Here is a 26385-nt window from a genome sequence, read left to right as displayed (position 1 = left end):
GCCCCTTCCGCCTGGAGAGGCGGCCGAAGACCGAAACAGCGGGCTCTTCAGCGAGGATTGCGACGCCAGCGTCTTGCCATTACGTACGGTCAAATGTTACCGTGCGTCAATATATTTTATACCTTGCGATTAAAATGTAACGCACCCCTCAACCCTTCGCACCCGCAACGGCAAAATCAGGTTCTTAGATGGCACAGACCAATGGTATGAAACTCAGGATCGGCGTGGTGGGATGCGGCAATATTTCGCTCGCCTATATGCGCAACGCGCCGCTGTTCCGCGACGTCGAAATCATCGCCTGTGCAGATCTCAATGCAGACGCCGCCAAGCGTCGCGCGGCCGAGTTCGATCTGCGCGCGGCTGACGTCGACAGCCTCATCGACGACAGGAACATCGACCTCATCCTCAACCTGACGATCCCGGCCGCGCATTTTGACGTTTCGATGCGAGCGCTGGCGGCGGGCAAGCATGTATTTACGGAGAAGCCGCTCGGTGTCACGGCCGCCGAAGGACGCCGGTTGGTGGATGCCGCCGTCGTAAAGGGCCTCATGCTCGGCTCGGCGCCAGACACGTTTCTGGGGGCGGCCGGACGCCATGCCCGGCGGCAGATGGAAGCCGGCGCCATCGGCAAGCCGGTGACCGGGACAGCCTTCATGATGGGGCGCGGCATGGAGCACTGGCATCCGGATCCCAGCTTTTACTACCAGGCCGGCGCCGGCCCGGTCATGGATATGGGGCCTTATTATCTGACGATGATGGTCAATCTGATGGGGCCGATCCGCCGTGTGCAGGCCGTCGCCACAAGCGGGCAGGAAGAGCGGCTCATCACGGCGGAGGGACCGAAGCAGGGCACCACGTTCAAGGTCGGCACGCCGACCAGCGTGCTGTCGTTGCTGGAATTCGAGTGCGGTGCCACGGTCACCTTCGGCACCTCCTGGGACGTCTTCCGCCACTCCAATCACCCCATCGAGCTCCACGGGACCGAAGGCTCGCTGCGCCTGCCCGACCCCGACAATTTCGGCGGCTCCGTCGCGTTCTCCGGCCGCGGCGCGCCCTGGCAGGAAACGGACACATCGGGCGAACTCTTCGGTGCCGTCAATTGGCCGATCGCAGCGCCGGATCGTGCCAACTATCGCATGCTTGGTCTTGCCGATCTCGCACGCGCAATCATCGAAGGCCGTAAGCCCCGCGCTTCGGGCGATCTGGCACTGCACGTGCTCGAAGTCATGGAAGCGATCCTGCGTGCCGGCGAAACCGGTATCGCGCAGACCATTTCGGGTACCGTAGCGCAGCCGAGGGAATTGCGGGAAGACGAAGCGAGGAGTTTGCTCAAATGACACAACTGGATGAATCCGCCAGACTTGCGCTTGCATGGCCGGGCGATCCGGAAACGCCGGTCGAAAGCTGCACGCCAGCGCTGGCGCGGGAGCAATATCTGGATAGTTTCGCAGACATTCAGCGGCCGCTCGAAGACGTGGCCGAGATCCTGGAAAGGCACATGGGCGCAATCAGGTTGAAGATATGGCGCGGCCGCGCTGCGCCGCGCCAGGGCGCACCGGCCTTGCTTTATCTCCATGGCGGCGGCTTTGTGATCGGCGCGCCGGAAACCCATGAGGATATCTGCCGGACGCTTGCCAATATGGCAGGCGCCGTCGTGGTTTCACCCGACTATCGCCTGGCCCCGGAACATCCCTTTCCCGCTGCCATTGACGACTGCGCCGCCGCACTCGTCTGGATGACGGAGCAGGCTGATGCGCTCGGCATCGATCCCCTGCGGATTATCGTCGCTGGCGATAGCGCCGGCGGCAATCTGGCCGCCGTCGTCGCCCTGCTGGCGCGGGACGGGCAGGTGCCGCCCGTCATCGGACAGGTGCTGATCTATCCGGTGACCGACCAGTTGCAGACGACCGACAGCTACTCACGTTATGAAGAGGGTTTCGGCCTGACGGCAGCCGCGATGAAATGGTTCCGAGACCACTACCTGCCGGACGCCGCGAGCCGGTCGGACTGGCGAGCCTCGCCGCTGAGCGTAGCGTCGCTGGCGGGCGTGGCGCCGGCTCTGGTGATCCTTGCCGGATACGACGTGTTGTTCGACGAAGGGGCCGCTTATACCGAGCGGCTCAGCGCCGAGGCGAAGGCAACGATCCGGATCTGGCCCGGACAGATCCATGGCTTCGTGTCGAAGAGACGGGCCATTCCGGAGGGGCAAGAGGCCCTCGAAGCCATCGCAGCTGCATGGCGCGTCATGGACCCAGCGCTTGCGCGTTGACGCGGAAACCCGTGCCGGCCTCAAGCCGACTCGCGCATAACAAGCGTTGCCTCGAGGATTACCTTGTTCGTCACAGGGGTCGTTCCATCATCCTCGCTCTCGATATGCGCGAGCAAAAGCTCCACGGATTTCGCGGCGATCTCCGGCGCGTTCTGGGCCATCGTCGTCAACGACGGACAGGTATATCGGCTTAGCGGGTGGTCGTCGTGCCCGGCGATGCGCACGTCGCAAGCGTCGTTCCGGCCGATTTTCAGTCCCGACGCGAATGCGGCTGCCATCGCGCCGAAAGCAAAGCGGTCGTTGGCGCATAGCAGCGTTTTGCCCGGAAGACCGCCCTTTGCAAGAATTCTCTGCATCTGCTCGTATCCGAGACGCTCGAATTCCCAGGAAGGCGGCGCGTCGCAATCGATAACGAGCGGGGAATGCCCTTCCCTCGCCATGGTCGCGCGGTAGCCCGCCTGCCGCTCGCCGGCATTTTCGGTCATATGCGGAATTTCCAGGAAAATCGGCGGCTCACCGGACCGGCAGAGATATTGCACAATGGCTGCCATGCTTTGCGCGTTGTCGTTGCCGACATAAGGAAGGTCGGCGTCGGCAGGATTGTCGAAGCAGACGACGGGTATGGCATCCCTCAGCCTTTCCAGCGCGGAACGGCGCGAACCGGCTCCGAGCGGCGCCACGATCGCACCCGCGACCTTCAGCGAGAGCAAGGTCCGCACGGCCTCCGCCTCCAGCTCCGGCCGTGTGTGCGAAGATATCTGAACGGGCCAGAATCCCTTTTCGCGCAACTCCAGCTCGATCAGCGACACGACCTGCACATAAAAGGGATCCGACATGGTCGGGACCAGAATCCCGATATTCCTGGTCCGCTTGCGATTGAGATGCCGCGCGAAAAGGTTCGGCTCGAAATGCGATTTCTTGAGAGCCGCCTCGATACGCTTGCGGGTCACCTCCTTGATCTGCGAGGGGTCATCGAAATATTTCGACAACGTCGGACGCGATACGCCGGAGGCGCTCGCGAAGTCGTCCATCGATTTATAATTTTTCTTGGCCATTCAATTCCTTACTGGCGGGACGACGACAACTGATCGGGAATGATTTTCACCCAACGGCCGATCCTCTGACGCGCCAAATCACGCATTCGACGATTTGTACAGGGTGATCTTCGTATCCTGAATCGTCGAAAATCACCGCGTAAGCCGGCGTGATCTGTCATTCTTGGTGCGACCCTCCATTCCCTTTCGAAAATCGAAATATTCCCTTCACTGCGACTTGCGCCGGCAGCGGCGCGTGGTTGCCAAAGGTGTTTGTTTCAGCACCCCAAATACGAAAATTTGCAGTGAAGACGCCGCGATCCACGCTTTTCATTTTATTGGGTAAACTTTCATTTGTTTACGAAAGTAAAGAAAAAATGCGTCACAAGCAACACAAATGCTGCAGAAAAATACTGATGATGTCAATCACTTTTATCATTTTCTATCAATGATTTAACTCAACGCGCACTGTCGATGCCGGCCCCCCGTCTTTTCCCGATCGCAGTTCTTCATTGACAGATAGGGGCTTCAGGGAACCTACTTTGCCTACGATCTTGAGGAGGATCGAATAACTGATCTTAGGGAGGCACAGATGAATATCAGAAAATTCGGCGTGACGATGCGGGCTGCCGTAGCGGTATGGGCGCTCTGCGCCACATCGGCGTTTGCCGACACCACCATCGAGTTCATTCAATGGTGGGAACCCGAAATGCCGTCGGGCGCTCTGCGCGGCATCATGAACGATTTCGAAGCCAAAAACCCCGGCATCAAGGTGACGCTGGTCAGCGGCCCCTATGCCACAACGCGTGACCAGATCGTAGTCGGCGCAGCCTCCGGAACGCTGAGCGACGTGGTGGGCCTCGATGGTGCCTGGGTAAACGGGCTCTCCAAGCAGGGCGCGATCGCCTCGATGGACGAACTGATGGAGAAGGCGAAATACGACAAGAGCCAGATCACCGATATCGTCAAGGTCGATGGCAAGAGCGTGATGTTCCCGCTGGCATCCTTCGTCTACCCGGTTTTCGTCAACCTGGATATCTCCAAGGCCGCCGGCGTCGACAAGCTGCCGACCACGCGCACGGAATTCGCCGAAGCCGCGAAGAAAATGACCGACGCCTCGAAGAACCAGTACGGCTGGGTCCTGCCGCTATCGCTGCAGTCTCCGAGCGGAATCCAGAACGACGTCATGTCCTGGGTCTGGGCCTCCGGCGCCTCGATGCTGAAGGACGGCAAGCCTGACCTCGAAAATGACGCCGTCGTCGGCACGCTCGACTATATCGCCTCTCTCAACAAGGAAGGCGTTATTTCTCCCGGCATTTTTGCCAAGAAGGAACAGGACAAGGTCGAGGAATTTGTCAACGGCCGCGTCGGTATGATGGTCGACTCCCTCGCCCACGTGAACCTTATCCGCGAACGCAATCCGAAGCTCAATTTCGGCATCTCCGCCCTGCCGGCCACTGACGGCTACACCGGCAAGCGCGGCATGCCCTATGCGTCCTGGGGCATCGGCATCAGCGAAGGCAGCCAGCACAAGGAAGAAGCCTGGAAACTCGTTGAATACCTGATGAGCCCTGATGTCAACGGCCGTCTGGTCTCGATTGCCAACGCCTTCCCCGGCAACGTCCATGCCAAGCCGGACTTCGTGGCCTCGGACCCGATCTTCGCAGAAGCCTTCAAAATATTCCAGAGCGGTTATCCTGCGAACGAATTCGTCGGCCTTCCGGTTGCCGAAGAGCTGATGCGCGACATGAACGTCGAAGTTCAGAAGATGTTCGACGGCGGGCAGTCAGCCAAGGAGGCAGCTGCCAATACTGAGAAGGCGTGGCTGGCAAAGTTCTAAGCACGTCGCTTTCACGGATCACCGGCAGCGCAACCACGCGCTGCCGGTGCAAGTCGTCAAATTTCGGCAGAATGGAAAGTCACAGCTCATGAATCATTCGGCTACGGCTCTGGTCGCTGCGCAAGCCAAAGCGCGAAGAAAGGGATGGCTTCGTTACAGCACCTTGAGGAAGCTGGTGCCGTATTTCTACGTATCGCCGGCAACCCTGCTGCTTGTGCTGTTGATGCTGTTCCCCATGGTGATGGTCTTCAAATATTCTCTGATGGACGGCGCCATCATGAAAAAGGGCGCTGCCTTCGCAGGCGTCCAGAACTATGTGACCATCTTCGAGAACCCTGTCTTCTGGCAGTCGGTCGTACAGACGCTTTATTTCACGATCATGAGCGTCGTCTTCCACTTCATCATCGGCCTGGCCTTTGCGCTGCTGTTGAACACCAACCGCGTCGATCCGCTCATTCGCAGCATCCTGCGTGTACTCTTCATCCTGCCCTGGCTGTTCACTGCCGTCATCATCGCCATCATCTGGCGCCTGCTGCTCGACCCGAACGGTGTGGTCAACAGCGTGCTGATGGCGCTCCATATCGTCAATTTCAAGGTCGAGTGGTTCTCCTCGACGCGCACCGCCATTCACGCTTTGACCTTCGCAAACATCTGGGCGGGTTATCCGCTCTACATGGTCAGCCTGCTCGCCGGCCTCCAGGGCATTTCGAAGGAGCTTTACGAGGCAGCCGGTATCGACGGCGCCAACGGACTCCAAAAGTTCTGGTACATCACCATTCCGCAGCTGATGCCCATCATCATCAGCATCGCGCTTCTCGATTTCATCTGGACGATGCAGGTTTTTCCGCTGGTCTGGATGACGACGGGCGGCGGCCCGATCTACTCGACGGAAGTGCTCTCCACCTTCACCTACAAGCTCGCCTTCTCGCAGTATGAATTCTCGCTGGCTTCGGCGAGCGCGATGATCATCCTCATCATCTCGATGAGCGTCACTTATTTCTACATCAAACACCAGCAGCGCAGGTAACCGCCATGGCAAAGCGTTCCTTCAAAAGCTCGGTATTGCCGACCATCCTGACCTATCTCGGCCTGGCGATCGGCCTCGTCTTTTCGGCCTTTCCGATCGTGTGGATGTTTTTCAGTTCACTGAAATCGAATACGGAAATCTTCGCCCTTCCGCCGCGGCTGTTGCCGGATGATTTTACGGTGGCCGCCTATCTGACGATTTTCAACGATCCGGTGAAAGTGCGGTTCTTCATCAACAGCTACTTTGTCGCCGGCGTCGTCACCATTCTGACCCTCTTGGTCGCGATCGTGACCGCCTACGGCTTCAGCCGCTATCAGTTCCGGTTCAAGAACACCTTGAACATCTTCATCATCAGCACCCAGACCGTTCCGCCGATTACCCTTCTCATCCCCTATTTCGGAATGGTGGTCGCCTTCAGGATCTTCGATACCTATCTGGCACTGATCCTGACCTACATGGTCTTCACGCTGCCTTACGCCGTCCTGCTGATGACAGGCTATCTCAACACCTTGCCGAAAGAGCTGGACGAGGCCGTCCTTGTCGACGGAGGCTCGAGCTGGACGGCGCTCTGGCGCGTCATCGTTCCCGTCTCCATCCCCGGGATCGTCGCCACGGCGGTTTACACGTTTCTGCTGGCCTGGAACGAATTCCTCTTCGCGCTGACGCTGACGAAATCGATGAATCTCAGAACCGTTCCGATCGGTATCCAGCTTCTGATGGGCCAGCACGCCTTCGAATGGAACGAGATGATGGCGATGAGCGTGCTCGGTTCGCTACCCCTCCTGGTCCTTTACCTGGTTGCTCAACGCTACTTCCTGGCAGGCATGACCGCCGGCTCAGTCAAAAGCTGATGGAGCGCTGATCGCCGTTTCGAAACTCATAGCGAGAGCAGAGCGCTGCGGCTAACGCCAACATCCCAATCCCGCAGGGCATCGCCGACCTCGGCTCTGCTGGGCGCGCCGGTACGACCGCCGAACACTTGGCATTTGAGCGCCGCCGCCATGGACGACCAGCGCATCGTCTCTTCGATCGGCAAGCCTTCCGCAGTGGCCAGCGCAAAAGCGCCATGGAAAATATCGCCGGCTGCGAGCGTATCGACGGCCCTCACCTTCGGAGCAGCAAGATGGACGATTTCGCCGGTTCGGTCATCGAACCAGAAAGAGCCGCTTTCGCCAGCCGTGACGCTGATGAAGGCATGCTCGAACTTTCGCTTCAGAAGACAGACGACCTTCACCAGTTCCGCTGCTCCGGCAAGCCGCTCGGCGGCCGGCTGCGAGAACACGATGTGGCTGGCCGCCGGTGCCAGCATCTCGATCACGCCATCGCCTGCGACGTCGCCGTCGAGAATGGCCGGCTTGCACGCCTCTCGGGCGGCCAATAGCGTCCGCAATGCAAGCTTTGGCCACCGGACGTCGACCAGCACCGCATCGAAAGCAGAAACATCCTGTTGCGTGACCGGCTTGACCGTTTCGTGCAAGCCCGCATCGTAGAAAGGCACGATCAAGCGCTCGCCCTGATCATCGACAAGGATGGTCGAGACGGCCGAGCGGGCGGCTTCGATGCGCACCACGCCGCTCGTGTCTATGCCGCTATTGCTGAGGTCGGCAATGATGCGTTCGCCGGTGGCGTCATTGCCGACCGCACCCCAGAGGCTGGCATGGCCGCCCAGTCGGGTGACCGCAAAGGCGGCACTCGATGCCATGCCCTCGGCGATCTGCAGCATATCGTAGGGCAGAATTTTGCCCTGGCCGGTGGGTAACGAGCGCACGCGAAACAGGGTGTCCATAACCGCCGCGCCGACACACAAAACGCGGCGCGCCCGACCGGGAGGCTGCTCGAAGGCAGAAGAAGTCGTCAAAACCGTTGTCTCACCCGCTCACTTGACGGCTCCGGCCGTCAGGCCCGCCACGATCTGCCGTTGCGCAAACACCGTCAATATCAGCACAGGCAAGGTGACAATCAACGCCGCCGCCGCCAACGGACCCCAACTGACCTGCTCGAAGGAGAGCATGTTGTAGACCGCAACGGGCAGCGTGCGCGTCTCGCGGCTGGCAAGCACGATGCCGAAGACGAAGTTGTTCCACGAGAAGATGACCGACAGGATGAAGGCGACCACGATGCCCGGCCTTGCGATCGGCAAGGCGACCAGGCGGAAAACCTGCCAGGGTGTTGCGCCGTCGATGCTTGCAGCCTCCTCCAGCTCCATCGGCGTCGTCTCGAAATAACCGATCATGATCCACACGACAATCGGCACAGTGACGACGAGATGGATGATGATCTGCGGCATGAGTGTGCCGAGCAGGTTCAGCCACTGGAACAGCAGGAAGAGCGGGATCAGGAAGGAAAGGCCGGGCGTCATGCGCGCTATCATGATGACCATCGCGGACTTCTCCGCCTTCAGCCGTGCGATGCCATATCCGGCCGGCACGCCGATCAGCAGCGCCAGAAGTGTGGCCGCACCCGTCACCAGCACCGAATTCCAGAGATAGAGGAAGAAGTTGTTCTCTTCGAAGACCTTCAGATAGTTCGACCAGGCCAAGCGCTCCGGGATGAAGATCGGCGGATAGGCGCCGTTGTCGATCTCATACTTCAGCGACAGCGAGATCATCCAGAGGAAGAACAGGACGACCGGCGAGATCATCACCAGAGCAACAAACAGCAGTCCGATGCGATCGAGCGTCTTGCGCTTCATCAGCGTGCCTCCCCGTCGGACCAGTTCACGCGCTGCCGGAGCATCATAAGGACGAAGGAGAGCAGGACGATGAGGATGAAGAAAACGACCGCCATGGCCGAGCCATAGCCGATATCGTAGTAGGCGAAAGCGGTGTTGTAGAGATAGATGTTGATCGTCTCCGACGCCGTGCCGGGACCGCCTTGGGTCATGGCATAGATGATGTCGAAACTTTTCACCGCATCGATGCTGCGGATGATCACGGCAATCATCAGGAACGGCGCGATCATCGGCAGCGTCAGATAGCGGAATTTCTGCCAGACATTGGCTCCGTCGATTTCAGCACTTTCATAGGGCTCGCGCGGAACCGCCGCCAGACCGCCGAGCACGATCAGCATGATAAGCGGCGTCCACTGCCAGGTCTCGACCAGCACCAGCGACGGGATGACGCTGCTCTGACTATATATCCACTCCTGCGGGCCGATGCCGACGAAGGAGAGGAGATAGTTGAGGACGCCGAGCTGGGGATGGAACATCATCGTCCAGACGAGCGCGATGGCGACGGGTGTGGCCATCATCGGCATCACGAATATGCCGCGTATAAGACCGCGCAACGGAAATTGAGCATCGAAGATCAGCGCGGCGAGCGTCCCCAGAAATAGGGGAACCACCACGGAGAGCGTCGTATAGAGCACCGTATGCCACAGCGACTCCCAAAAGCGCATGTCGGCGGCGAGGCGCACGTAATTGTCCAGCCCCGCAAAGACCTGGGACTGGCCGAGCGTCCAGCTGTTGACGCTCATCCATACCGTAAACACCCACGGAAAGACGATGACGGCAGCTATGACGATGAGCGCCGGGATGACGAAGGGCCAGTAGTTGGGAGCAAACCGATCCGGTTTGCTCCTTCCTTTCGACGTCTTGGCCACGGCAGCCGTTTCGATGCTTGTCGAGGCCATTATCCCTCGCTTTTTGCCAGGACGGGTTCGAACTGTGCCGTCGCCGCCTTCAGTTCGGTTTCGGGATCGGCGCCGCCGATCATGTTGGTGAGACCGACGCCATAGACGTCGCGGAACTCGGTGACCGGAATGATGACCGGCAGCGCGAGCTGCGAGATCTTGCCGGAACCGACGACGGCATCAAGCCATGCGCCCGGCATTTTGACGCCTTCGCGGACCTTCGCGTCCTCGAGGATGGACTGGCGGAAAGGAACGCCGGCGCCGGCCTGCAGCAGACGTGCGCCCATTTCTTGCGAAATCGCCCATTGGCAGAAGAGGTACCCGGCCTCTTTTTTCTGGCTTGCCGCGACGACGCCAAGCCCGTCGCCGAATGTGCCCGCGGCCTGTGCCTTCGGACCTTTCGGCATGATGCCGTAACCGACCTGGCCGACGACGCGCGACTTTTCCGGATTCTCGATCGGCGGCGCAAAACCAACGCCGTCCAGCCACATGCCGATCTTGCCCTGCAGGAAGGCCGACTGCGCCTCGGCCCAGTTGAAGCCGGAGACCCCGGGAGGGGCTGTCTTGGTCATCAGTCTTTGATAAAGCTTGGCCGCATCGATCGCTTCTTGCGAAGTCGTGCGCAGCTTGCCATCAGGGCCGAGCGGGCTCGAACCATATCCGAGCAGCAGCGTCGTCCAGACCGGCGTATTGGCATTCTTCAGGCCGCGGGCGACGAAGCCGTAGGTGTTGCTCGAAGGATCGGTAAGCGCCTCCGCAGCACTGGCGAGTTCTTCGAACGTCGTCGGGTAGGTAAGCCCCTTCTTCTCGAACAGCGCCTTGTTCCAATAAATGATCCAATAGTCGACCGAGAATGGAAGCGAACGCAGAACACCGTCCGGGTCTTTGGCAAAAGTCAGGCCGGCTTCGGCGAAGTCGGTTTCAACCAGAGACGGGTCGGTCAGAGAGGGGTCCTTGAGAAAACCGCCGATATCGGCAAGCCAGCCGCCCTTTTCGAACTGCCGCTTCTGGACATGATAGCTCATGTGCACGACGTCGAAGCTCGGCTTGCCGGAGCTCAGCTCGATGGTCGTCTTCTGACGCTGCTGTTGTTCGGGCGTCGCTTCAGCATTGACCTTGATGCCGGTGAGCTCCTCGAATTCGGACAGGTACTTCAGAAGTATTTCGCTGCGCGGGCTCTTGACCAGGTTGACTTCGAGCGTCGTGCCGGCAAAGCGCTTCCAATCGACGGCAGCCGACGCCAACCGCACGCCGAGCATGCTGCTGGCCCCAAAAGCGGCCGTACCCGCCAGAAAGCCGCGCCTCGTCGGATTCAAAAACGATGACATGTAATTCCTCCTCCTTTTGCCGGCGATCTCCTCACCCCCGGCTGTTTATTTCCGATTATATCCTGAGCGCACGATCTCTTGCATGATTGATATGTGCGACAAGGCTGTTGACGGCGTCCTCCGCCGATCGTCGTTCGATCGCCTCGAGCACTTTCAGATGCTCGCCCATGACAGGTCCGACGTGACCATCGATGCGAAAACGATCCTGACTGATCAGGCGCATCTTGATCGAGTTCACCCGGTAGGCATTCGAGATGATGGTATTTCCAAGCGCATCGATAAAGGCGTCGTGCATGCCCCAATCGACAGTTTGCGCGTGCACTTCCAATTCGTGCGATCCATCGCCGTTTCGAATGGCGTCGGCGATTTCCCGATGCTGCTTCAGCAGCCCGGCGATCGTCTCGTCGGACGCAGAGCGCGTGAAAAGCGCGACCGCTTCCTTCTCCAGGAACACGCGCAGCTGGAACGCCTCGCGAATGAGGTTGAGGTCGATATGCGCGATCTGCAAACCCCGCTGGGGTACCGTCTTGATCAGCCCTTCGGCTTCGAGCCTCGGGATGAGTTCGCGGATGGCGCCAAGCGTCAGCCCCGTCAGCTCGACGAGGCGACGCTGCGAAACGAACTGGCCGGGGCGCACGTCACGTGCAAGAAGGTGGCGTGTGAAGCTCTCATACGCTTTTTCCCGCAGTGTCGGCTGCTCGTCCGTTCCGTCCATCGCCTCTCCCAGAAGCATCTCCGACCTATGCCGCTTTCGAGCGGAAAAGAGTGTCGAACGCAAGAGCGAGTTGCGCCTGCCCTTCGCCGGATATCGAAACGAGTGGTGGGCGAACCGCAAGCCAGATTTCATCCGACGTCAGGTGAGCCACCATCGCTTTCACGGCTGCGGTCACCGGAAATTTCAGCAGTTCGTCCACGAAATCCTCGATGCGGGAATCGTCCCTGCCTTCCTCTGCCATCAGCTTGACTTCGTGGGGTACGAAATTCGCCATGCCGGAGATCGCACCCTGGCCGCCAAGCCGCACGCCCTTCGCCAGATGACGTTCGTCCCCCACCAGAATGACAAGATCGCCATGCGCCTTCAACAGTGCTTCCGTGAAAGGCCAGTCGCCGGAAGAATCCTTGGCGCCCGTGACGATATTGGGAAAGGCGGTGCGCAGTCGGCCGATCAGCGATACGCTCAGCGGGACCATGGTGACCGAGGGAATGTTGTAGACGATAATGTCTCGCGCCTTGTCGCCCAGGATGGCGAAAACAGCCGAAAACCACTGGAAGACGCCGTCGTCGCTGACGTTTTTGAAGTAGGAAGGGGGAGCAAGAAGGATATTGCGGGCTCCCCGGGAAAGCGCATGCCCGGCCTGCATCGCCGCATCCTCGGCCGCGTCGACCAGTACGCCGACGATGATTTGCTTTGCTGCTATCCCATTATCAAGCATGGAAGTGAGGACACGTTCACGTTCCTGGGTTCCGATGGAAGAACCTTCACCCGTCGTCCCGAACAGCGTCACGCTCGTACATCCGGCCGCGAGGCTTCGCCGTGCCTGCTCGATCATCGCCTCGATCATGATATCGCCCTGGCTGTCGAATGGTGTGGCGAGAGCGACTGAGAGCCCGAATTTTTGTGTCAAATATGCCTCCTCCCAAATACCGGCTCAGATGTAGCAGACTAACATGTTAGATGTAAAGCGGTGATTGCACACCGTCTCGTTACGCGATTGTCGCGGCCGTGTCTTCCCTCCGGTCAACTGGCATGCCTTGCTATTGGCCCATTCGCCCGCACGAGCGCCATTAGCATCGGGCCGATCGCAAACTCGCCCCTCTCGGTCCTTCGGGTCAGATCTCTGAGATAGCCGCCGGGCGAGTTGATGTGCCCTCCCCTTTCCAGAATGCAGGCAATCACGGTGGCGGCATTTTCCGGCCCCATGCCGGAGCAGGCTTCCTCATAGGCCGAGGGACTGACGCCGAGCATCGAGCGCACGACGACCGCGGCCGACATCAGGTCTCGCCAGTTGCCGATGGTTCCGCCGGGTCCGTAGTCGAGAATACCGGGGCAGGCTTGGAGGACGAGGCCGAGCGGGAAGGATTTCAGGCTGTGCCCGGCCCCTGGATCGGCGGCGTTCCCCGCTTTTTTGCTCATCCCGCCGGAAGGCTTCGGTTGTTTCGGTCTTTGCTCGTCCGGCGGTCCGGCATTCGGCTCAAGATCGACAACTGCCCTTTCGCCCTGCTTCGTTTCGAAAGCTGGTTCAAGTTCATAGGTGGAGTTGGGATTTGAATTCTGTTTGTGCTGCCCAATCTGAGACTCATTGGCGTCTATTTTTTTTGTTTTTATCTGCCTTTCCAGCAGGTTGATGATTTCAGCCCGCAACAACCCCATCTCATCGAGCAGCGGCGCCAATTCCTCAGCGGTCGCCACGCGTGGAATCCGGGCGAGGAGCGTGCGAAACATCACCAAAATGCCTTCCCAATCACCGGGGACCTGTTCTTCGAGGGCCGTCGCAATCAGCTTGGAGATGTCGCGCCGGCAGATGGTCAACCGTTCCCTGATCGCGCGCAGCAGTTCCCGGTCGGCAACCGCCTGGGCGGCCAGGTTTTCGATTTCGACTGCACGCGCCAAAAGCGGTGCGACGCTGAACCCGAAGGCCTCGCCGACGGTCCCTGCCCTGTCGCGGCGCGCATAGCGCTTTCCATTCGGGCTGTCCTTGCGCAGGATCAGGCCGGCCTCGACCAGAACGGCAAGATGCCGCCTGAGGGTCGCTGGCGTCATGCCGCGGGCGCGCAGCGAAAGTTGCGCATTCGACGGGAAGACGATCAGGCCTCTTTCTTCGGAAATCTCGTCGTCAGGGTAAAAGGTCAAAAGCGCGTCGAGCACCGTCAGCGCCCGATCGGTGACGCCGAGCGCCGGCCGCGCTTCGCAGATCGCCCTGAACAGCTTCCATTTGCTGCGCTTCATCCCCGGCTCGATAGTCTCGGCTAGTTGCTGGCTTGCCAGCATGCCAAGCGACATCGGCCGCCGCCCAAAGGGCGTCGTCACATATCCACTCTCCATTTGCCTTCACCTTCGTTCAGGCAAAAGAAAACCATCCACCAATTTGGTGCCTAAGACGCTTGACTGTGATTCGTGGAAATGCGATTCTCGATGTGCTTAAGATCTGAGAAGGGCTTCCACGACGGCGTCGTTGGGGGCCTTTTTCTTTTGCGCGCTACGCTCCTCTGTCCTTGTTGAACTCCTGGAACAGGCCCTTCAGCCTTTCCTGGACGAATTGATCGAAACCGGGTGCGGTCTTGCCGTCGAAGACGAAGGTTGCACCGGACGCTGTCTTTTTGATCATGACAGGCACGCCACTAACTTGTGTTTTGGCCACCGCCGGCTTCGGCGCAGCCGTCTTCTTCGTTGCCAGAACGAGTGCCCGCTGAAACCGCTCGTCGCTCGATATTTTGCGCGCGTCGTCCGCGGACAACTCGACGATGATCTTCTCGACGTCGGCTTCCTCAAGCCGCTCGCCCAATTCCAACCATCGGCGGCGGCCGATATCGGGCGCGGCGCCGATGGCGTTGACGAGCGTAAGGGGGACCTGCCGGATGACGATCAGCATTCTCGACAGCGCCGCCTTGTCCACGCCGAGAGCCGCCATGATGACATCGCGGCCAAAGCTGCGTTCTTCGAGCCGCGATGCAAAGAGCGCGCGTTCGATGTAGGAGAGATTGGTTCGAGCGCTGTTTTCCTGTCCCTGGCTGACGACCAGCTGACCGTCGGTGAGATCGCGGACGACCGCGCGCACCCTGATGCCGATTTCTCGGGCGGCAGCCAGCCGTCGATGGCCGTAGGCAACCTGATAGCGTCCCCTGGTTTCGGGATGCGGGCGGACAAGGATCGGAACCTGCTGGCCATGCTCGCGGATCTGCTCGACAAGTTGCGCAAGTTCGGCCGCGTCGATCGCCAATCGATCGCTGACGAAGGAAGCATCGATCAGTCTGGGATCGAGTTCGACGATGGTCTGGCCGGCAGCGAGCTGCCGTTCCAGCTCGCTCGCCCGCTCCATCTTCTCGGTAATGTTGCCGAGCGTCTTGGTAATGCCGCCGACCGGCGCCGCACTGCGCTCCTGCGGCACGAATCCCGCAATCGGACGATTGTCGCGCGGTGCGACTGCGTCCATCCTTTCCGGGTTCGGAGCGGAAATTTCGATGAGGTTCTTGCGCGCCATCTGCTATTTCCTTCCCCAGGTCGAGCGAATATGCGCCTCGATCTCGCTGTTCACGAGGTTGAGGGACTCCAGAGCCCGATCGTAGGTTCCGCGTGTGAACTGCGAACGCTCGACCTCGTAGAGTGTCTGCTTGGTGACGCCGGCGTCGGCGACCGCCGTCGACTTCACCATGGCGTTGCGGAGCATTCGATTGCCGAAGATCGCCCGCATGAAGCCGGTCATCTGGCTTTGCGGTCCGTCGTTCGGCTCGAACCGCGTCACCAGATAGCGCATCCAGTCATAGCTGGTACGCCCTCCGGCCTTTTCGACGACCGACATCAACTCACTCGTCATCGTCAGAAACTGCGACATCGACATGACATCCAGCATCTGCGGGTGGACCGTGATCAATACAGACGTGGCCGCGCAGAGCGCCGACATCGTCAGGAACCCCAGCTGCGGCGGGCAGTCGATGACCACGACGTCATAAAGGCTTTCGATCTCCGTCAGGACCTCGCCGATGCGGGCAAAGAACATCGTCTCCGCCGTACCCGACGCCATCGCCTTCGGCGTCTCGTGTTCGAATTCCATCAGCTCGAGATTGCCCGGAATGAGATGCAGATTGGGCGTGTAGGTAGCGCGCACGATATCGGCGATGGGGCGCGGCTCCTCGTATCGGATCGCACCGTAGATCGTTTCGCCCTCTCCGACGTCGAACTCCGGCTGATGACCGAACAAGGCGGACAAGGAGGCCTGCGGATCGAGGTCGACGGCGAGCACGCGGTAGCCCCTGAGCGCCATGAATTGCGCCAGATGGGCCGCAGTGGTGGTCTTGCCCGAGCCACCCTTGAAATTCATGACGGAGATGATCTGGAGCTTTTCCCCCGGCCGGCGGGCCGGCACATATTTCGGTGTTCCGTTTCGCTCGTCGAGGACCCGGCGAATCCGGTCCATGTCCGTTGCACTGTAAAGCCGCCGTCCGTTTGCGAGCGGATCGGGCCCATGGCCGTCGGCGGCTACCTGGCGGAGATAACCTTCGCCGATGCCGATGAAGGCCGCCGCTTCCGCCGGCGAAAATGTTCTGATGGTCTTTTGCGAGAGCGGGGGAAAGATTTTTGCCTGATGCTGCTGAAGTTGATAGGATAACTCCTTCGCATCTGTTGCCAGAAGCGATGGGAGGTGCTCTTGATCGTCTTGAAGAGCAAGACTCGGCTGCATGATCTTTTTCCCAGGTAACTGCGCAATTTTGAACGAAAGCGCTTCAGTTGCGCAGTTACTATATGCCTCGATTCGTTACCAATTTACAAATGCTTAACCAAACCGTCCGTTTAGGCCCATCGAAACGGCTGACGACATGAGCCAGATTTCAAATGATTCGCGCATTGCCGACGACTCGAAGTGACTGATAACCACGGTGGCTTTCCAGCCGACCGGGGCGGTCAATCATGTCGCCGTATAAGCCCGATTTATCAATAGCTTGGGCGCTGCCTCTCTATTTCCCATGGTCCTTCAGGTAGTTGTTGCATGCCGGCCTGCAGGGGACTGCGCGCTGCCGGGAGCGGCTTGGTGATCTGAATCAGAGCATTGCCGCGCTTGTCGTCCTCCGTTTCCGGAAAGTCCTTCTGCAGCATGAAGAGATTGCCCTTGCCGACCTTCCTCCAGCCGGTAGCGGCAGGCCGCCGATTGAGGCGGGCGACGCCAACGCAGGGGAGCAGGGCACAAGGCAAAAAAGACTGAGAACGACGCCCAAGGCTAGTCTGCCCCGGCCGATCCAATGAAGCTGCGCGCTTCCCATTACCCCTCCCCGGCTTCGATGACCGCCGACGGGATTTGGAGCCGGGTGTGTGCTTTTCAACCCTGGGGTTTGATGAAGGTTCTTGAACGCTTAGCCAACGCTCCACTAAACGGATTACTCACGACGCCACGCCACACCTCCTATTAGGTGAATGGCGGGGGGCCGGCAAAAATGGGAGAACTATCAACCGGAAATTCTCCGCACTTGAAGGTTCCTACGACGCCTGGAGGTGTGCCATGAGAACCATGTGCTCCGCATTGACCCTGTGCATCGCGATTGCCCTTTGCACGGCAAATGCCAGATATGTCACCCTGCCCGGATACGCCTTCAAGACCAACCCGAAATGTCAGCGCCACGAACCGAAGACGAGGTTTGACACAAGGTGCGACTGGCCGAGATTGGGCTTCAAGGACTTTACGCCCCCGCTCGTGACCGTCCTTGGAATCTGAAGATCCTGCTCAGCTTCAGGTGGGCCGGATGGTAGATTGGGGAACGTGTTGCTATTGCGGAAAAGAGCAGCCTCGCGAATCGACGAGAGATACCTCGTTTCGACAAGCCGCACTTCACGGACCGTCCTCCAGTAAACGCTGCTGCCATGCCGTCTCGTTGACCGACGGGAGCCCTTCTAAAGCATGTCGCGCAAAAGTGTGCGGCGGTTTTGCGACAACGGCATGCGTAAAAACAAAGACTTAAAGCGCGACAAGCGAATCTGAAAGATCGCGACGCGCTTCAGGGGTAACCGCTGGCGGAAATCATCGCCCGGACAGGTGCCCGACCCGCCCGAGAGGTTCTACTCCCGAGCCAGCACGAAATCGTGCTCCACCTGCCAAAACTTGTCGGCGAATTCTAGCTCGCTAGCCCGTACTGGATCTTCTACGGGCTGAAACTTGGCAAGCAAGCTCTCCTTCACGCCGAAGACGGCGTCCGAGTGGATGTACGGGTCGTCCGGATCGAAGATGTGTGTTGTCAGCGCCTCGAAGCCGTCGGCCTTTATGATGTAATGCAGGTGAGCCGGCCTGTAGGGATGACGTCCAAGCGCGCCGAGCAGCTTGCCGACCGGCCCGTCGTCCGGGATCGGGTAATATTTGGGCTTGACCGCCCGGAACCAATAGCGGCCGTCGGCGCCCGTGCGAAAGACGCCTCGAAGGTTGAAGTCGGGTTGTATCCCCTTCTGTTGCACGTCGTAGAAGCCTTCGTCGTTGGCCTGCCAAACGTCGATGACAGCATTGGAAATCGGCCTGCCATCCGTGTCGAGTATCCGTCCTCCGATCACCATATCCTCGCCTTTCTGGTCGAGGCAGATGTTGGCGCCCATCGGCAGTTCCGGCGCGTCGGCAACGTGAAACGGACCGAGCACCGTGCTTTCAGAAGCCCCAGAGGGCTTGCGATTATTGATGGCGTCGACCAGCATCGACACGCCGAGCACGTCTGACAACAGGATAAACTCCTGTCGCCATTCATTGCACGTCTGCCCGGTACGGGTGAGAAAGAAGATTGCCTCCATCCACTCGTCCTGCGTCGGCTCAAGCTCCTTTACTGCCTCATGTAGCTTGCGTGTGACAACCTCCATCACCCGCTTCAGGCGCTCGTCCCTGGCTTTGGTGTTGCGGCTCGTGACCACCTCCACGGAATTTTCTTCGGTGAAATAGCCCTTTTCTTCGGAGCTCATAGTGCACCTCATCGAGAAAGAATTGTTTTCAAAACCCGGCGTAGCTCCGCTTCCGGATCAGCCGTCACGGCATCCGCGCGCCACGCGACATGATGGTCGGGCCGCACGAGCAACACGCCTGAATCCCGGATTTCGCGGGCCCGCGCCCAGTCACCGTTCAGATCCTGCCACGTCTGTCGCGGTCCGATCCGATGCGTGGCGATCGGCAGCCCTAGCTCCTTCGAAAGCGTCTTTGCCGCTGCAATCCAGCCGTCGCCCCCGATGCCCGTCAGCAGCGTGAAAACGCCGTGGCCCGTCAGATCAAGGCTGGACACCTTTTTTCCATCGGCGCCGAAGAGCCAGGCGTGGGGAAGCCGCGCACCCGGCCAAGTCGTCGGCTGGAAGTGCAGCTCGGGGTCCCTCTCGAAGGCGGGTTCCGGTTGCCCCTCCTTCACCACGGCGTTCGAGGCGTAGCGGTGGTTCATCTCGACGCCGTGCGCGTCGAATTCGTAGACCTTGTTCGCGATCGCGGTCCGGATTGCCGCGCGCTGCGCTTCGGACTCTGCCGTGTCATTGCAGCGCGCGTCCATGTTCTGCTGCATCTTCACCGGATCAACGGAGTCAAGCAGGCCGAGCGCCTTGAAAATAGGGCCGAATTCTTCAATCGACTTGTTGGCGCGGGCGACGATTTGCTTGGCGACTGGCGCGCGCTCGGCCTGGTAGCTGTCGAGGAGCTCAGGACCAGCTTGACCTTTCAGCACCATCGCAAGCTTCCATGAAAGATTGAACGCGTCCTGAATCGAGGTGTTGGAGCCCAGGCCGTTTGACGGCGGATGTCGATGCGTTGCGTCGCCCATGCAGAAGACGCGGCCGTTCGATATCGTCGTCGCGTACATATTGTTGACGGTCCACGTCGAGACCGACTTTATCTTCGGCTCGATGTCCTCGACGCCCACGAGCTCGCGCACCACCTTCGTGGCGAAGGCGTCGTCGACCTGCGGTGCGGGCTGGTTGATATCGTATCCCCAGACGATCAGCCACTCGTTCCACGGGCGAACCATGCGCACGAGACCCATGCCGATGCCCCCGACGTCGGCGCCTGGCTGCAATACCCAATAGAGTACGGAAGGGCGATGGGCGACGTAGCGCGACAGATCGGCCTCGAACAGGATGTTCATCGATCCGGCGATGCCCATCTTGCCTTCGAATCTCAGGCCGGCATGTTCGGCGACCTTGGAGTTCCCGCCATCCGCGCCGATCAGGAATTTGGAGTGAATGGTCAGCTCCCTGCCTGTCAGCTTATCGACGCAGGTCGTCGTGACCCCATCCGCGTCTTGAACATGACTTTTATATTCGGTCGACATTCGCGGCTGCGCGCCGCGAGAACAGGCGGTCTTGAATAGCAACGGCTCCATGTATGTCTGAGGCAGGTCGTTCATCCGGCTCGGCGACGAGAGAAGATGTTCGGCGCGGGACAGTGGGTGGTTGCCCCAGCTTTTCATGCGGCCGATCTCCTCGCCGGTCAGCGAGGTGCAAAAGACGTTCTCGCCCATCAGATCCTGCTCGGCGGCGAACATGTAAGCTTCGTCCTCGACGTCGCGGCCAAGATCGCGCAGCACCTCCATCGTGCGCTGGTTGGTGATATGTGCGCGCGGCGTGTTCGCCAGCCAGCGATAGCGGTTGATCACCAGCGGTTCGAGGCCGTGTGTCGCGAGCAACGCGGCTGCCGCCGAACCGGCCGGGCCTGTGCCAATGATCAATACGTCGGTTTTGATGTCAATGACGGAAACAGCCTGCGGCCCTCCGGCACCAGCGCGATCCCGCGGCGCACCACATCCGGTGCTCCCAGCGCACCGATCGGCTGGCCGCGATGGAGGACCATCTCCGCGCTGTTGGCAATCACACCGGCGAGGGAGCGCATCAAGGTCGATTTGCCCGCGCCGTTGGCGCCGATCACGGCGATGGTCTCGCCGACCTCGAGCCGGATATCGACCCCGAAGACGGCCTGGAAGTCGCCGTAGAAGGCCGTAAGACCTCGTGTTTCGACAAGGCTTGCCATCAGACCTCCATCCCGAGATAGATTTCGCGGACGTCGCTCGACGCCATGATCGCATCGGCTGCACCGATGCCGATCACGCGACCGAAGTTCAAGACCAGCAATCGCTCGGCGACGGCGGTCAGGGCGTGCAGCACATGCTCGATCCAGATGATCGCGACGCCGCGCTGGTGGACGCGTTTGATCGTCGCCACCAGCTGCCGACACTCTCCCTCCGTCAGTCCTCCAGCGATTTCGTCGAGAAGCAGAAGCTTGGGTTGCGTGGCGAGCGCGCGCGCAAGCTCCAATCGTTTGCGCTCAAGAAGGGAAAGGGAGCCTGCGGGGACATTCGCCTTTGCGATTAGGCCTGTCTCCACCAGGATGTCGGCACAGAGATCGACGACATGGGCTTCCGCCTGGCGCGTTCCGAAAGCGCCTGCGACCAACAGATTTTCATAGGCGGTCAGACGCTCGAAAGGCTGCGGTATCTGAAAGGTGCGTCCCATGCCCGCAAGGCAGCGCTGCATCGGGGGCGTATGGGTCACATCGCGGCCGTCGAATTGGATCGAACCACCGGCCACCTTGAGGTTGCCGTTGATGAGATTGAACAGTGTCGATTTTCCAGCACCGTTCGGTCCGATGACGCCGAGCGCCTCTCCCGGCTCCATCGAAAAGGCAACCCCTTCGGCGACGACTAGCGCGCCGAAGGACTTCGATACACTTTTAAGTTCGAGAATGGGCATCGGTCCTCCTCCGATCAGTTCCGCCCGGCTCGGGCGCCGGGCAGAGCTTTTGCCTTAGGCCAAAACTTGGAGCTTACCGCCCAGCGGCACATTGGGCGCCAGCCCGTTTTCGACGACGACGAGATCGTAGCCGCCGCCCGACTTCAGGCGCCACTGGCCGCCGACGAGAGGCGTCTTGGCAACATTCTTCTGCGCAAATAGCGGAAGCTTCTCGTTGCCCCACGCGATCGGCCCGACAAGTGTATCGAGCTTGGTCTCCCCTATGGCCTTGGCAACAGCGTCTCCGTCGCCAACCTCTCCCGCTCGTTTCATCACGTCGACGGCGATCTCGAACAACGCGTGGGCGAAGCCGATAGGTTGTGTCCATGGGCGGCCCGTCGACTTGGTGAATGCGTTGGCGACGGTGACTGCCGTCTCGCCTGTCAGTGACGATTTGAAGGGGTGGCTGGGCGTCCACCAGACTTCCGTGGAAAGGTTATGACCGGCATCGCCCAACGCTTCGACCGTCTGCGGAAAGAGCAGTGCCTTGCCGATCGAGGCGATTTTCGGTTTCAATCCCTGCTGTTTCGCCTGGTTCCAGAAGGTGGTGAGATCCGGCGGTATCATCACGCCGGTAAGGATGTCGGTACCCGCCTGCTTGAAGGCGTTGATCTGCGCGGAGAAGTCGTCCGTCAGGTTCTGGTAGCGGCCAGTGTCAGTCAGTCCGTAACCCAGTTTTTCCAGGACTGGCGGAAACCCCACCACCCTATCGCCCCACGCGTTGCCGTCGCCGTCGTTGGGGAAGAGCCCGCCGACCTTCTTATTGGTGTCGATCTGACCCCACATGCCCGTGAAGACGGCAATGATATCCTCGAGGCCCCAGAAGAAGTGGTAGGCGTAGTCAAATGGCTTCCATGATGAGGGATCGCCGGGATTGCCCTGCTGGCCGATGAACCACGGCTGCCAAGGAGCCACCGTGGAAATGCAAGGCATTTGCTCGCCTTCGCAGGTCGTCGAAACCGGGTTGGTCGTTTCCGGCGTGGAAGAAACCAGCATCAGATTGACCTGGTCGTCGACGATAAGCTCCTTTGCGACCTCGGCCGCGCGGTTAGGATTGGACTGGCTATCCTTGACCACAACCTCATAGGTCAGGCCGAGCTTCTTTGTCGTCGCCAGGAACGAATCGATGACGAATTTGTCGGCCTCGCCAAAGGCGGCAAGCGGGCCGGTTTGCGGGCTGACGTAGCCAAGCTTGATGGTCGCGTTCTGGGCGATTGCCGGAGCGGCAAGGCTGGACGTCACTATGATGGCCCCGCCGGTCGCCGTTGTTTTCAGAAAATCGCGTCTCGTGAACATGCTTCCTCCCATTGTCCCTCTCCTCCCAAAGAGCGCGCCGTCCGGCGTGCCAAGTTTCAGTCTTCCGGACGTCGTCCCTCCCAGGCGTCCTGAAGAAGCTTCCTGATCGATTGAAGGTCTATCGGCCGAGGGTTCCAGTACGGATTTTCGACAGCGATCGACGCGGCGCGGTCTAGATCGGCCTCCGTCATTCCGAAATCCTTGAGTGACATCGGCGCACCGATCTGCTTGGAAAAGTCCCAAAGACCGCCACCGATCGAGCCGCCGAATATCGCCGCTGCCTGGGAAAGCTCCGCAGCTGCCGCCCCTGCATTGAAAGCTGCGGTATGCGGCAGCATGACAGCATGTGTTTCAGCATGCGGCGTATCGAAAGAACCGCCGAGCGTGTGGCAGATCTTGTGATGCAGCGCCATCCCGACGGCACCAAGGACCGTGCCGCAAAGCCAGGCGCCGTAGAGCGCGTCGCTGCGGGCGTCCATGTCCTTCGGTGACTTCACGATCTTCGGTAAGCTAAGTTTGAACGCCCGCAGGCCTTCAAGCGCCATGAGCGTCGAGATCGGATTGCGATCGCGGGCATAGAGACCTTCCAATGCATGAGCCATTGCGTTCAGCCCGCTTGTCGCGCTCATCGCGACAGGCAACCCCAGGGTAAGAGACGGATCGTAGATCACGATCTCCGGCAAGATCTTCGCGTCGCGCATCGTCGTCTTCCGACCGCCTTCGGTTTGGCCAAGAATTGGCGTCACCTCCGACCCGGCATAGGTCGTCGGCACGACGATCTGAAAGATGTCGTTGCGATAGGCGATCGCCTTGCCAAGCCCGGTGGTCGATCCCCCACCGAGCGAGACGACGCAGTCGGCAGCCGTATCGAGCACCACCTTCATGGCAGCCTCGGTCACCTCCACGGGCGTGTGCATGACCGCGCCAGAGAAGACGCCGCAGGCCAGTTCGCCAATCCTATTGGCCAGCTCTTCTGCGTCCGCCTTCTGGTGCGGCGTCGAGAGCACAAGCGCGCGCTTGCGCCCAGCTTTGGCGATCCATCCACCGACACTGCCAATGCTGTCGTTGCCGAAAACGATCTGGGCGGGACTGCCTGCGTAGCAGAACGGCCGCGTCATCCCTGCCTCCCCGGTCTTGCGCGAACCATCACAAAGGTCAGGTCGACCGACCTGCCCCGCCGACCGTCGACCTGTGCATGTTCGAAGCGCGCGACGAGGTCCGGTCGGACACCGAAAAGGGCATCCTCCGCAAGACGTGGATCGTTTGAATCGTAGATGTGCGTCGTAATCGTTTCGAACCCCTTCGCTCTGACAACGAACTGAAGATGAGCCGGACGATGCAGCGGATAGCCGGCGCCTTTCAGCAGACGGCCTACGGGCCCGTCGTCCGGCACGCCGTAGCCGGCAGGCATCACCGAGCGATACATGACGCAGCCTTCCGCGTCGGTCCTGAACAGTCCGCGTAGATTGTGCTCTGGTTGGAGATCCGGTTGCTGGTTTTCGTAGAAGCCCTCGGCGTTGGCCTGCCACGTCACAACCTCGGCGCCTCCGATAGGAAGCCCGTCGAGATCCTGCACGCGCACGGAGACGCGTAGGCGCTCCCCCTTTCCATCGACCGAGATCGAGGCTCCGGATGAACGCTCAGGGGCGTCGTCCCGATAGAAGGGCCCGCGGATTGTATTCGGCGTCGCGCCCTTCTGTCGACGTGAGTTGATTTCTTCCACCAGCGCGGAAGCGCCGATGAGGTCCGAAAGCAGCACCCATTCCTGACGGCGCTCGTCAGAGGCGTGCCCGACTTCTGTCAGAAACTGGATGACCTTGCGCCACTCGTCCGGGCTCGGGCGGAACTCCTTGATGAGGTCATGAACATGCGTCACGGCCGCAGCGATCAGCTGGGCCAATTTGCCGTTCCGGTTCGCGCTGAAGCGTTCGGCAAAGGCTTCGGATGACGTGGCCTCGTCAAATGTGAGCGCCCTGGCACTCCCTGTCATCATCGTCTCCTCCCGATCGACATATGAGAAGCCTAGCACGATGAAAGTCGAGCGTTGATGATTTTGCAGAGGATCAGTATAACAGATTGTTATGAAGATCGACGAACGTCACCTCATACAGCTTGCGGCCGTGGTCAAAGCTGGCGGCGTCACGGAAGGGGCGGCTTTGCTGGGTCTGGCCCAGCCGGCAATGTCCCGCGCGCTCTCGATGCTGGAAAAGCGGGTGGGCGAACCTCTTTTCGTCAAAGGGCGCAGGCCACTGCAGGCGACGCCGTTCGGGCTGTCGCTGGCGGAGCACGGCCTGGTCATGCTAGCCGCGTCTCGAAAAGCCTCCGACCTCGTCGACAGTTTCCGAATGGGGAGGAGCGGCGTCGTCCGCGTCGGTGGCACGCCCTTTTTCATGGACGCTCTGATCGCGCAGTTCTGCGCTGAGTTCCAGCAGACACATCCCGACGTGCGGGTCGAACAGAGCTATGGCTATCTTCCCGATCTCCGCGCAGCCCTCAAGGCCGACCAGATCGACCTGGCCGTCTGCCCGATCGACATCCTCGAAGAAGGCTCCGCCCTAGAGTTCCAGCCGATACTGCCAGGTCGGAATGTCATCGCCTGCCGCTCGACGCACCCCCTCCTCCTGAAACGGCGCCCGCGACCGGGCGAGCTTCTCGACTACCCCTGGGTGGCGCCCCCGCCAGGCAGTCCCCTGCTCGCCGATCTTCGGGCGCTTCTTCTGTCCTTCGGAGCGACCGAAATTAAGATACGCTACTCCGGCGGCTCGCTTATGGGCGTCATCAACTACCTCAAAGCGGCCGACGCCTTGACCATTATGCCGCACAGCGTCGTCTTCGCGTTGAGAAAGGAGAAGGCGATCACCGCTCTTCCTGTCAACATTCCGCATCCTGAACGAGCTCTTGCCATCCTGACGCGAACCGATGCTCCTCGCGCTCCAGCGGTCGATCACTTCGCTGAGTTTGTCAGGTCCGGCTTCGAGAGCTTGCGCCACCTGATCAAGCGTCACGAGGAAGCCGTCGTCTGGGGTAACTAGCAGGCGACAGCCTGCGATGAAGACGCGCTTCGCTAACGACCCGAAATATGGGATGTACGGGTCGCTACGCGGCACTTCACATTCTCGAACGTTCGCACCGCCGTCCGCAGCACCATGGTGCTGGTAGCATAGCTGGCGCTTTTCCCTCGACGAACACTTAGTCCGGCTCGTCGAGGGAGATTTGTTCGCCTAGAAGCAACGTGGTCCTTCGGGTTTGTTTCCGACGATCGTGTCGATCCGGTCCAGAACGTCAGACGTCATCTTTTCTCGGTGTGAGAGGGCGGCGAGATTGTCCTGCAACTGGCTGGCGCGCGAGGCTCCAAGAATGACGGTCGAGACGTTGCGATTGGCAAGGCACCACAAGAGGGCGAGATGCGTGATCGACATGCCGATCTCGTCGGCGAGCTTTGCGAGCTCGCCAACTTGCCTGAGCTGGACCCGGCCGGCATCGCTGGACCACTTTTCCTTGAGCCATTCGTAGCCCGGCAGGT

24 protein-coding genes and 2 pseudogenes are annotated in these 26385 nt (G+C 60.1%); 7 read left to right on the top strand and 19 right to left on the bottom strand.

Going from position 1 to position 26385, the window contains the following annotated elements:
• The first annotated feature begins 188 nt into the window (after nucleotides 1–188).
• Both HFO99_RS30725 and HFO99_RS30720 read left to right on the top strand, forming a co-directional pair.
• A complete protein-coding gene (locus tag HFO99_RS30725; RefSeq protein WP_222274704.1) occupies nucleotides 189–1337 on the top strand; it encodes a Gfo/Idh/MocA family protein in 1149 nt (382 codons plus the stop codon).
• The gene (locus HFO99_RS30720) at nucleotides 1334–2269 is read left to right on the top strand and encodes an alpha/beta hydrolase (protein WP_222274706.1); all 936 of its coding nucleotides are present in this window, start codon (nucleotides 1334–1336) and stop codon (nucleotides 2267–2269) included. Before HFO99_RS30725 ends, HFO99_RS30720 begins: the two co-directional genes overlap by 4 nt.
• A gap of 20 nt (nucleotides 2270–2289) precedes the next feature.
• Here HFO99_RS30720 and HFO99_RS30715 read toward each other — a convergent pair whose 3' ends face one another.
• Nucleotides 2290–3324 carry a LacI family DNA-binding transcriptional regulator gene (locus HFO99_RS30715; protein WP_222365475.1) on the bottom strand — a complete coding sequence of 345 codons (1035 nt, stop codon included), beginning with the start codon at nucleotides 3322–3324 and terminating at the stop codon, nucleotides 2290–2292.
• 571 nt (nucleotides 3325–3895) lie between these two features.
• Here HFO99_RS30715 and HFO99_RS30710 point away from each other — a divergent pair.
• From HFO99_RS30710 to HFO99_RS30700, 3 genes are all read left to right on the top strand, one after another.
• Complete coding sequence (locus HFO99_RS30710) at nucleotides 3896–5143, top strand: ABC transporter substrate-binding protein (RefSeq protein ID WP_064248690.1); 1248 nt, start codon at nucleotides 3896–3898, stop codon at nucleotides 5141–5143.
• An 88-nt stretch (nucleotides 5144–5231) separates the two neighbouring features.
• The gene (locus HFO99_RS30705; protein WP_222365473.1) at nucleotides 5232–6170 is read left to right on the top strand and encodes a carbohydrate ABC transporter permease; all 939 of its coding nucleotides are present in this window, start codon (nucleotides 5232–5234) and stop codon (nucleotides 6168–6170) included.
• Between the two features lie 5 nt (nucleotides 6171–6175).
• Nucleotides 6176–7021, top strand: coding sequence for a carbohydrate ABC transporter permease (locus HFO99_RS30700; protein ID WP_064248692.1), 846 nt, complete (start codon nucleotides 6176–6178; stop codon nucleotides 7019–7021).
• Between the two features lie 26 nt (nucleotides 7022–7047).
• On the opposite strand, the gene HFO99_RS30695 is transcribed toward HFO99_RS30700, so the two are convergent.
• The 10 genes and pseudogenes from HFO99_RS30695 to HFO99_RS30650 all read right to left on the bottom strand — a co-directional run.
• Nucleotides 7048–8028: a sugar kinase gene (locus HFO99_RS30695; RefSeq protein ID WP_222365471.1), complete on the bottom strand. Its 981-nt coding sequence runs from the start codon at nucleotides 8026–8028 to the stop codon at nucleotides 7048–7050.
• Nucleotides 8029–8046: 18 nt separating this feature from the next.
• Nucleotides 8047–8862, bottom strand: coding sequence for a carbohydrate ABC transporter permease (locus HFO99_RS30690; RefSeq protein ID WP_003550140.1), 816 nt, complete (start codon nucleotides 8860–8862; stop codon nucleotides 8047–8049).
• A complete protein-coding gene (locus HFO99_RS30685; RefSeq protein WP_222365469.1) occupies nucleotides 8862–9800 on the bottom strand; it encodes a carbohydrate ABC transporter permease in 939 nt (312 codons plus the stop codon). The genes HFO99_RS30690 and HFO99_RS30685 overlap by 1 nt, the downstream gene beginning before the upstream one ends.
• Nucleotides 9800–11128 (bottom strand): ABC transporter substrate-binding protein, encoded by a 1329-nt coding sequence (locus HFO99_RS30680; RefSeq protein WP_222365468.1) that lies wholly within the window; start codon nucleotides 11126–11128, stop codon nucleotides 9800–9802. Before HFO99_RS30680 ends, HFO99_RS30685 begins: the two co-directional genes overlap by 1 nt.
• Before the next feature lie 55 nt (nucleotides 11129–11183).
• Nucleotides 11184–11861, bottom strand: a complete 678-nt coding sequence (locus tag HFO99_RS30675) for a GntR family transcriptional regulator (protein WP_222365467.1) — start codon at nucleotides 11859–11861, stop codon at nucleotides 11184–11186.
• Between the two features lie 7 nt (nucleotides 11862–11868).
• Nucleotides 11869–12753: a dihydrodipicolinate synthase family protein gene (locus HFO99_RS30670; RefSeq protein WP_222365466.1), complete on the bottom strand. Its 885-nt coding sequence runs from the start codon at nucleotides 12751–12753 to the stop codon at nucleotides 11869–11871.
• 113 nt (nucleotides 12754–12866) lie between these two features.
• On the bottom strand, nucleotides 12867–14171 hold the full coding sequence (gene repC, locus HFO99_RS30665) for a plasmid replication protein RepC (RefSeq protein WP_222365465.1): 1305 nt from the start codon (nucleotides 14169–14171) through the stop codon (nucleotides 12867–12869).
• Nucleotides 14172–14325: 154 nt separating this feature from the next.
• The gene (repB, locus tag HFO99_RS30660) at nucleotides 14326–15327 is read right to left on the bottom strand and encodes a plasmid partitioning protein RepB (protein ID WP_222365464.1); all 1002 of its coding nucleotides are present in this window, start codon (nucleotides 15325–15327) and stop codon (nucleotides 14326–14328) included.
• Between the two features lie 3 nt (nucleotides 15328–15330).
• Complete coding sequence (gene repA / locus HFO99_RS30655) at nucleotides 15331–16524, bottom strand: plasmid partitioning protein RepA (RefSeq protein WP_222365463.1); 1194 nt, start codon at nucleotides 16522–16524, stop codon at nucleotides 15331–15333.
• A 302-nt stretch (nucleotides 16525–16826) separates the two neighbouring features.
• Nucleotides 16827–17101 (bottom strand): annotated as a pseudogene (locus tag HFO99_RS30650) (hypothetical protein); the annotation flags it as partial.
• A 236-nt stretch (nucleotides 17102–17337) separates the two neighbouring features.
• Here HFO99_RS30650 and HFO99_RS33845 point away from each other — a divergent pair.
• Nucleotides 17338–17550: a hypothetical protein gene (locus tag HFO99_RS33845; protein WP_018493339.1), complete on the top strand. Its 213-nt coding sequence runs from the start codon at nucleotides 17338–17340 to the stop codon at nucleotides 17548–17550.
• A 341-nt stretch (nucleotides 17551–17891) separates the two neighbouring features.
• Here the strand turns inward: HFO99_RS33845 and HFO99_RS30645 are convergent, their stop codons facing one another.
• The 7 genes and pseudogenes from HFO99_RS30645 to HFO99_RS30615 form a co-directional block, all read right to left on the bottom strand.
• On the bottom strand, nucleotides 17892–18770 hold the full coding sequence (locus HFO99_RS30645; protein ID WP_222365462.1) for an intradiol ring-cleavage dioxygenase: 879 nt from the start codon (nucleotides 18768–18770) through the stop codon (nucleotides 17892–17894).
• Nucleotides 18771–18778: 8 nt separating this feature from the next.
• Complete coding sequence (locus HFO99_RS30640) at nucleotides 18779–20530, bottom strand: FAD-dependent oxidoreductase (protein WP_222365501.1); 1752 nt, start codon at nucleotides 20528–20530, stop codon at nucleotides 18779–18781.
• Nucleotides 20524–20808: pseudogene (locus HFO99_RS30635) on the bottom strand (ATP-binding cassette domain-containing protein); the annotation flags it as partial. The gene HFO99_RS30640 and the pseudogene HFO99_RS30635, both read right to left, overlap by 7 nt.
• On the bottom strand, nucleotides 20808–21527 hold the full coding sequence (locus HFO99_RS30630) for an ABC transporter ATP-binding protein (protein WP_222365460.1): 720 nt from the start codon (nucleotides 21525–21527) through the stop codon (nucleotides 20808–20810). The pseudogene HFO99_RS30635 and the gene HFO99_RS30630, both read right to left, overlap by 1 nt.
• A 54-nt stretch (nucleotides 21528–21581) precedes the next feature.
• Nucleotides 21582–22862: an ABC transporter substrate-binding protein gene (locus tag HFO99_RS30625; protein ID WP_222365459.1), complete on the bottom strand. Its 1281-nt coding sequence runs from the start codon at nucleotides 22860–22862 to the stop codon at nucleotides 21582–21584.
• A gap of 56 nt (nucleotides 22863–22918) precedes the next feature.
• Nucleotides 22919–23980 carry a maleylacetate reductase gene (locus tag HFO99_RS30620; protein WP_222365458.1) on the bottom strand — a complete coding sequence of 354 codons (1062 nt, stop codon included), beginning with the start codon at nucleotides 23978–23980 and terminating at the stop codon, nucleotides 22919–22921.
• The gene (locus tag HFO99_RS30615; RefSeq protein ID WP_222365457.1) at nucleotides 23977–24855 is read right to left on the bottom strand and encodes a dioxygenase; all 879 of its coding nucleotides are present in this window, start codon (nucleotides 24853–24855) and stop codon (nucleotides 23977–23979) included. Before HFO99_RS30615 ends, HFO99_RS30620 begins: the two co-directional genes overlap by 4 nt.
• Before the next feature lie 88 nt (nucleotides 24856–24943).
• Between HFO99_RS30615 and HFO99_RS30610 the strand changes: the two genes are divergently transcribed.
• Nucleotides 24944–25894 carry a LysR family transcriptional regulator gene (locus HFO99_RS30610; RefSeq protein WP_222331941.1) on the top strand — a complete coding sequence of 317 codons (951 nt, stop codon included), beginning with the start codon at nucleotides 24944–24946 and terminating at the stop codon, nucleotides 25892–25894.
• A gap of 189 nt (nucleotides 25895–26083) precedes the next feature.
• On the opposite strand, the gene HFO99_RS30605 is transcribed toward HFO99_RS30610, so the two are convergent.
• Nucleotides 26084–26385: aldo/keto reductase (locus tag HFO99_RS30605; RefSeq protein WP_222365456.1), on the bottom strand; the 302-nt coding region annotated here is incomplete at its 5' end.

The organism is Rhizobium leguminosarum, assembly GCF_019798305.1.
Taxonomy (GTDB): Bacteria; Pseudomonadota; Alphaproteobacteria; order Rhizobiales; family Rhizobiaceae; genus Rhizobium; species Rhizobium leguminosarum_U.
Note: the sequence above shows the minus strand (reverse complement) of the source record. Positions and strands in the feature narration are given on the sequence as shown.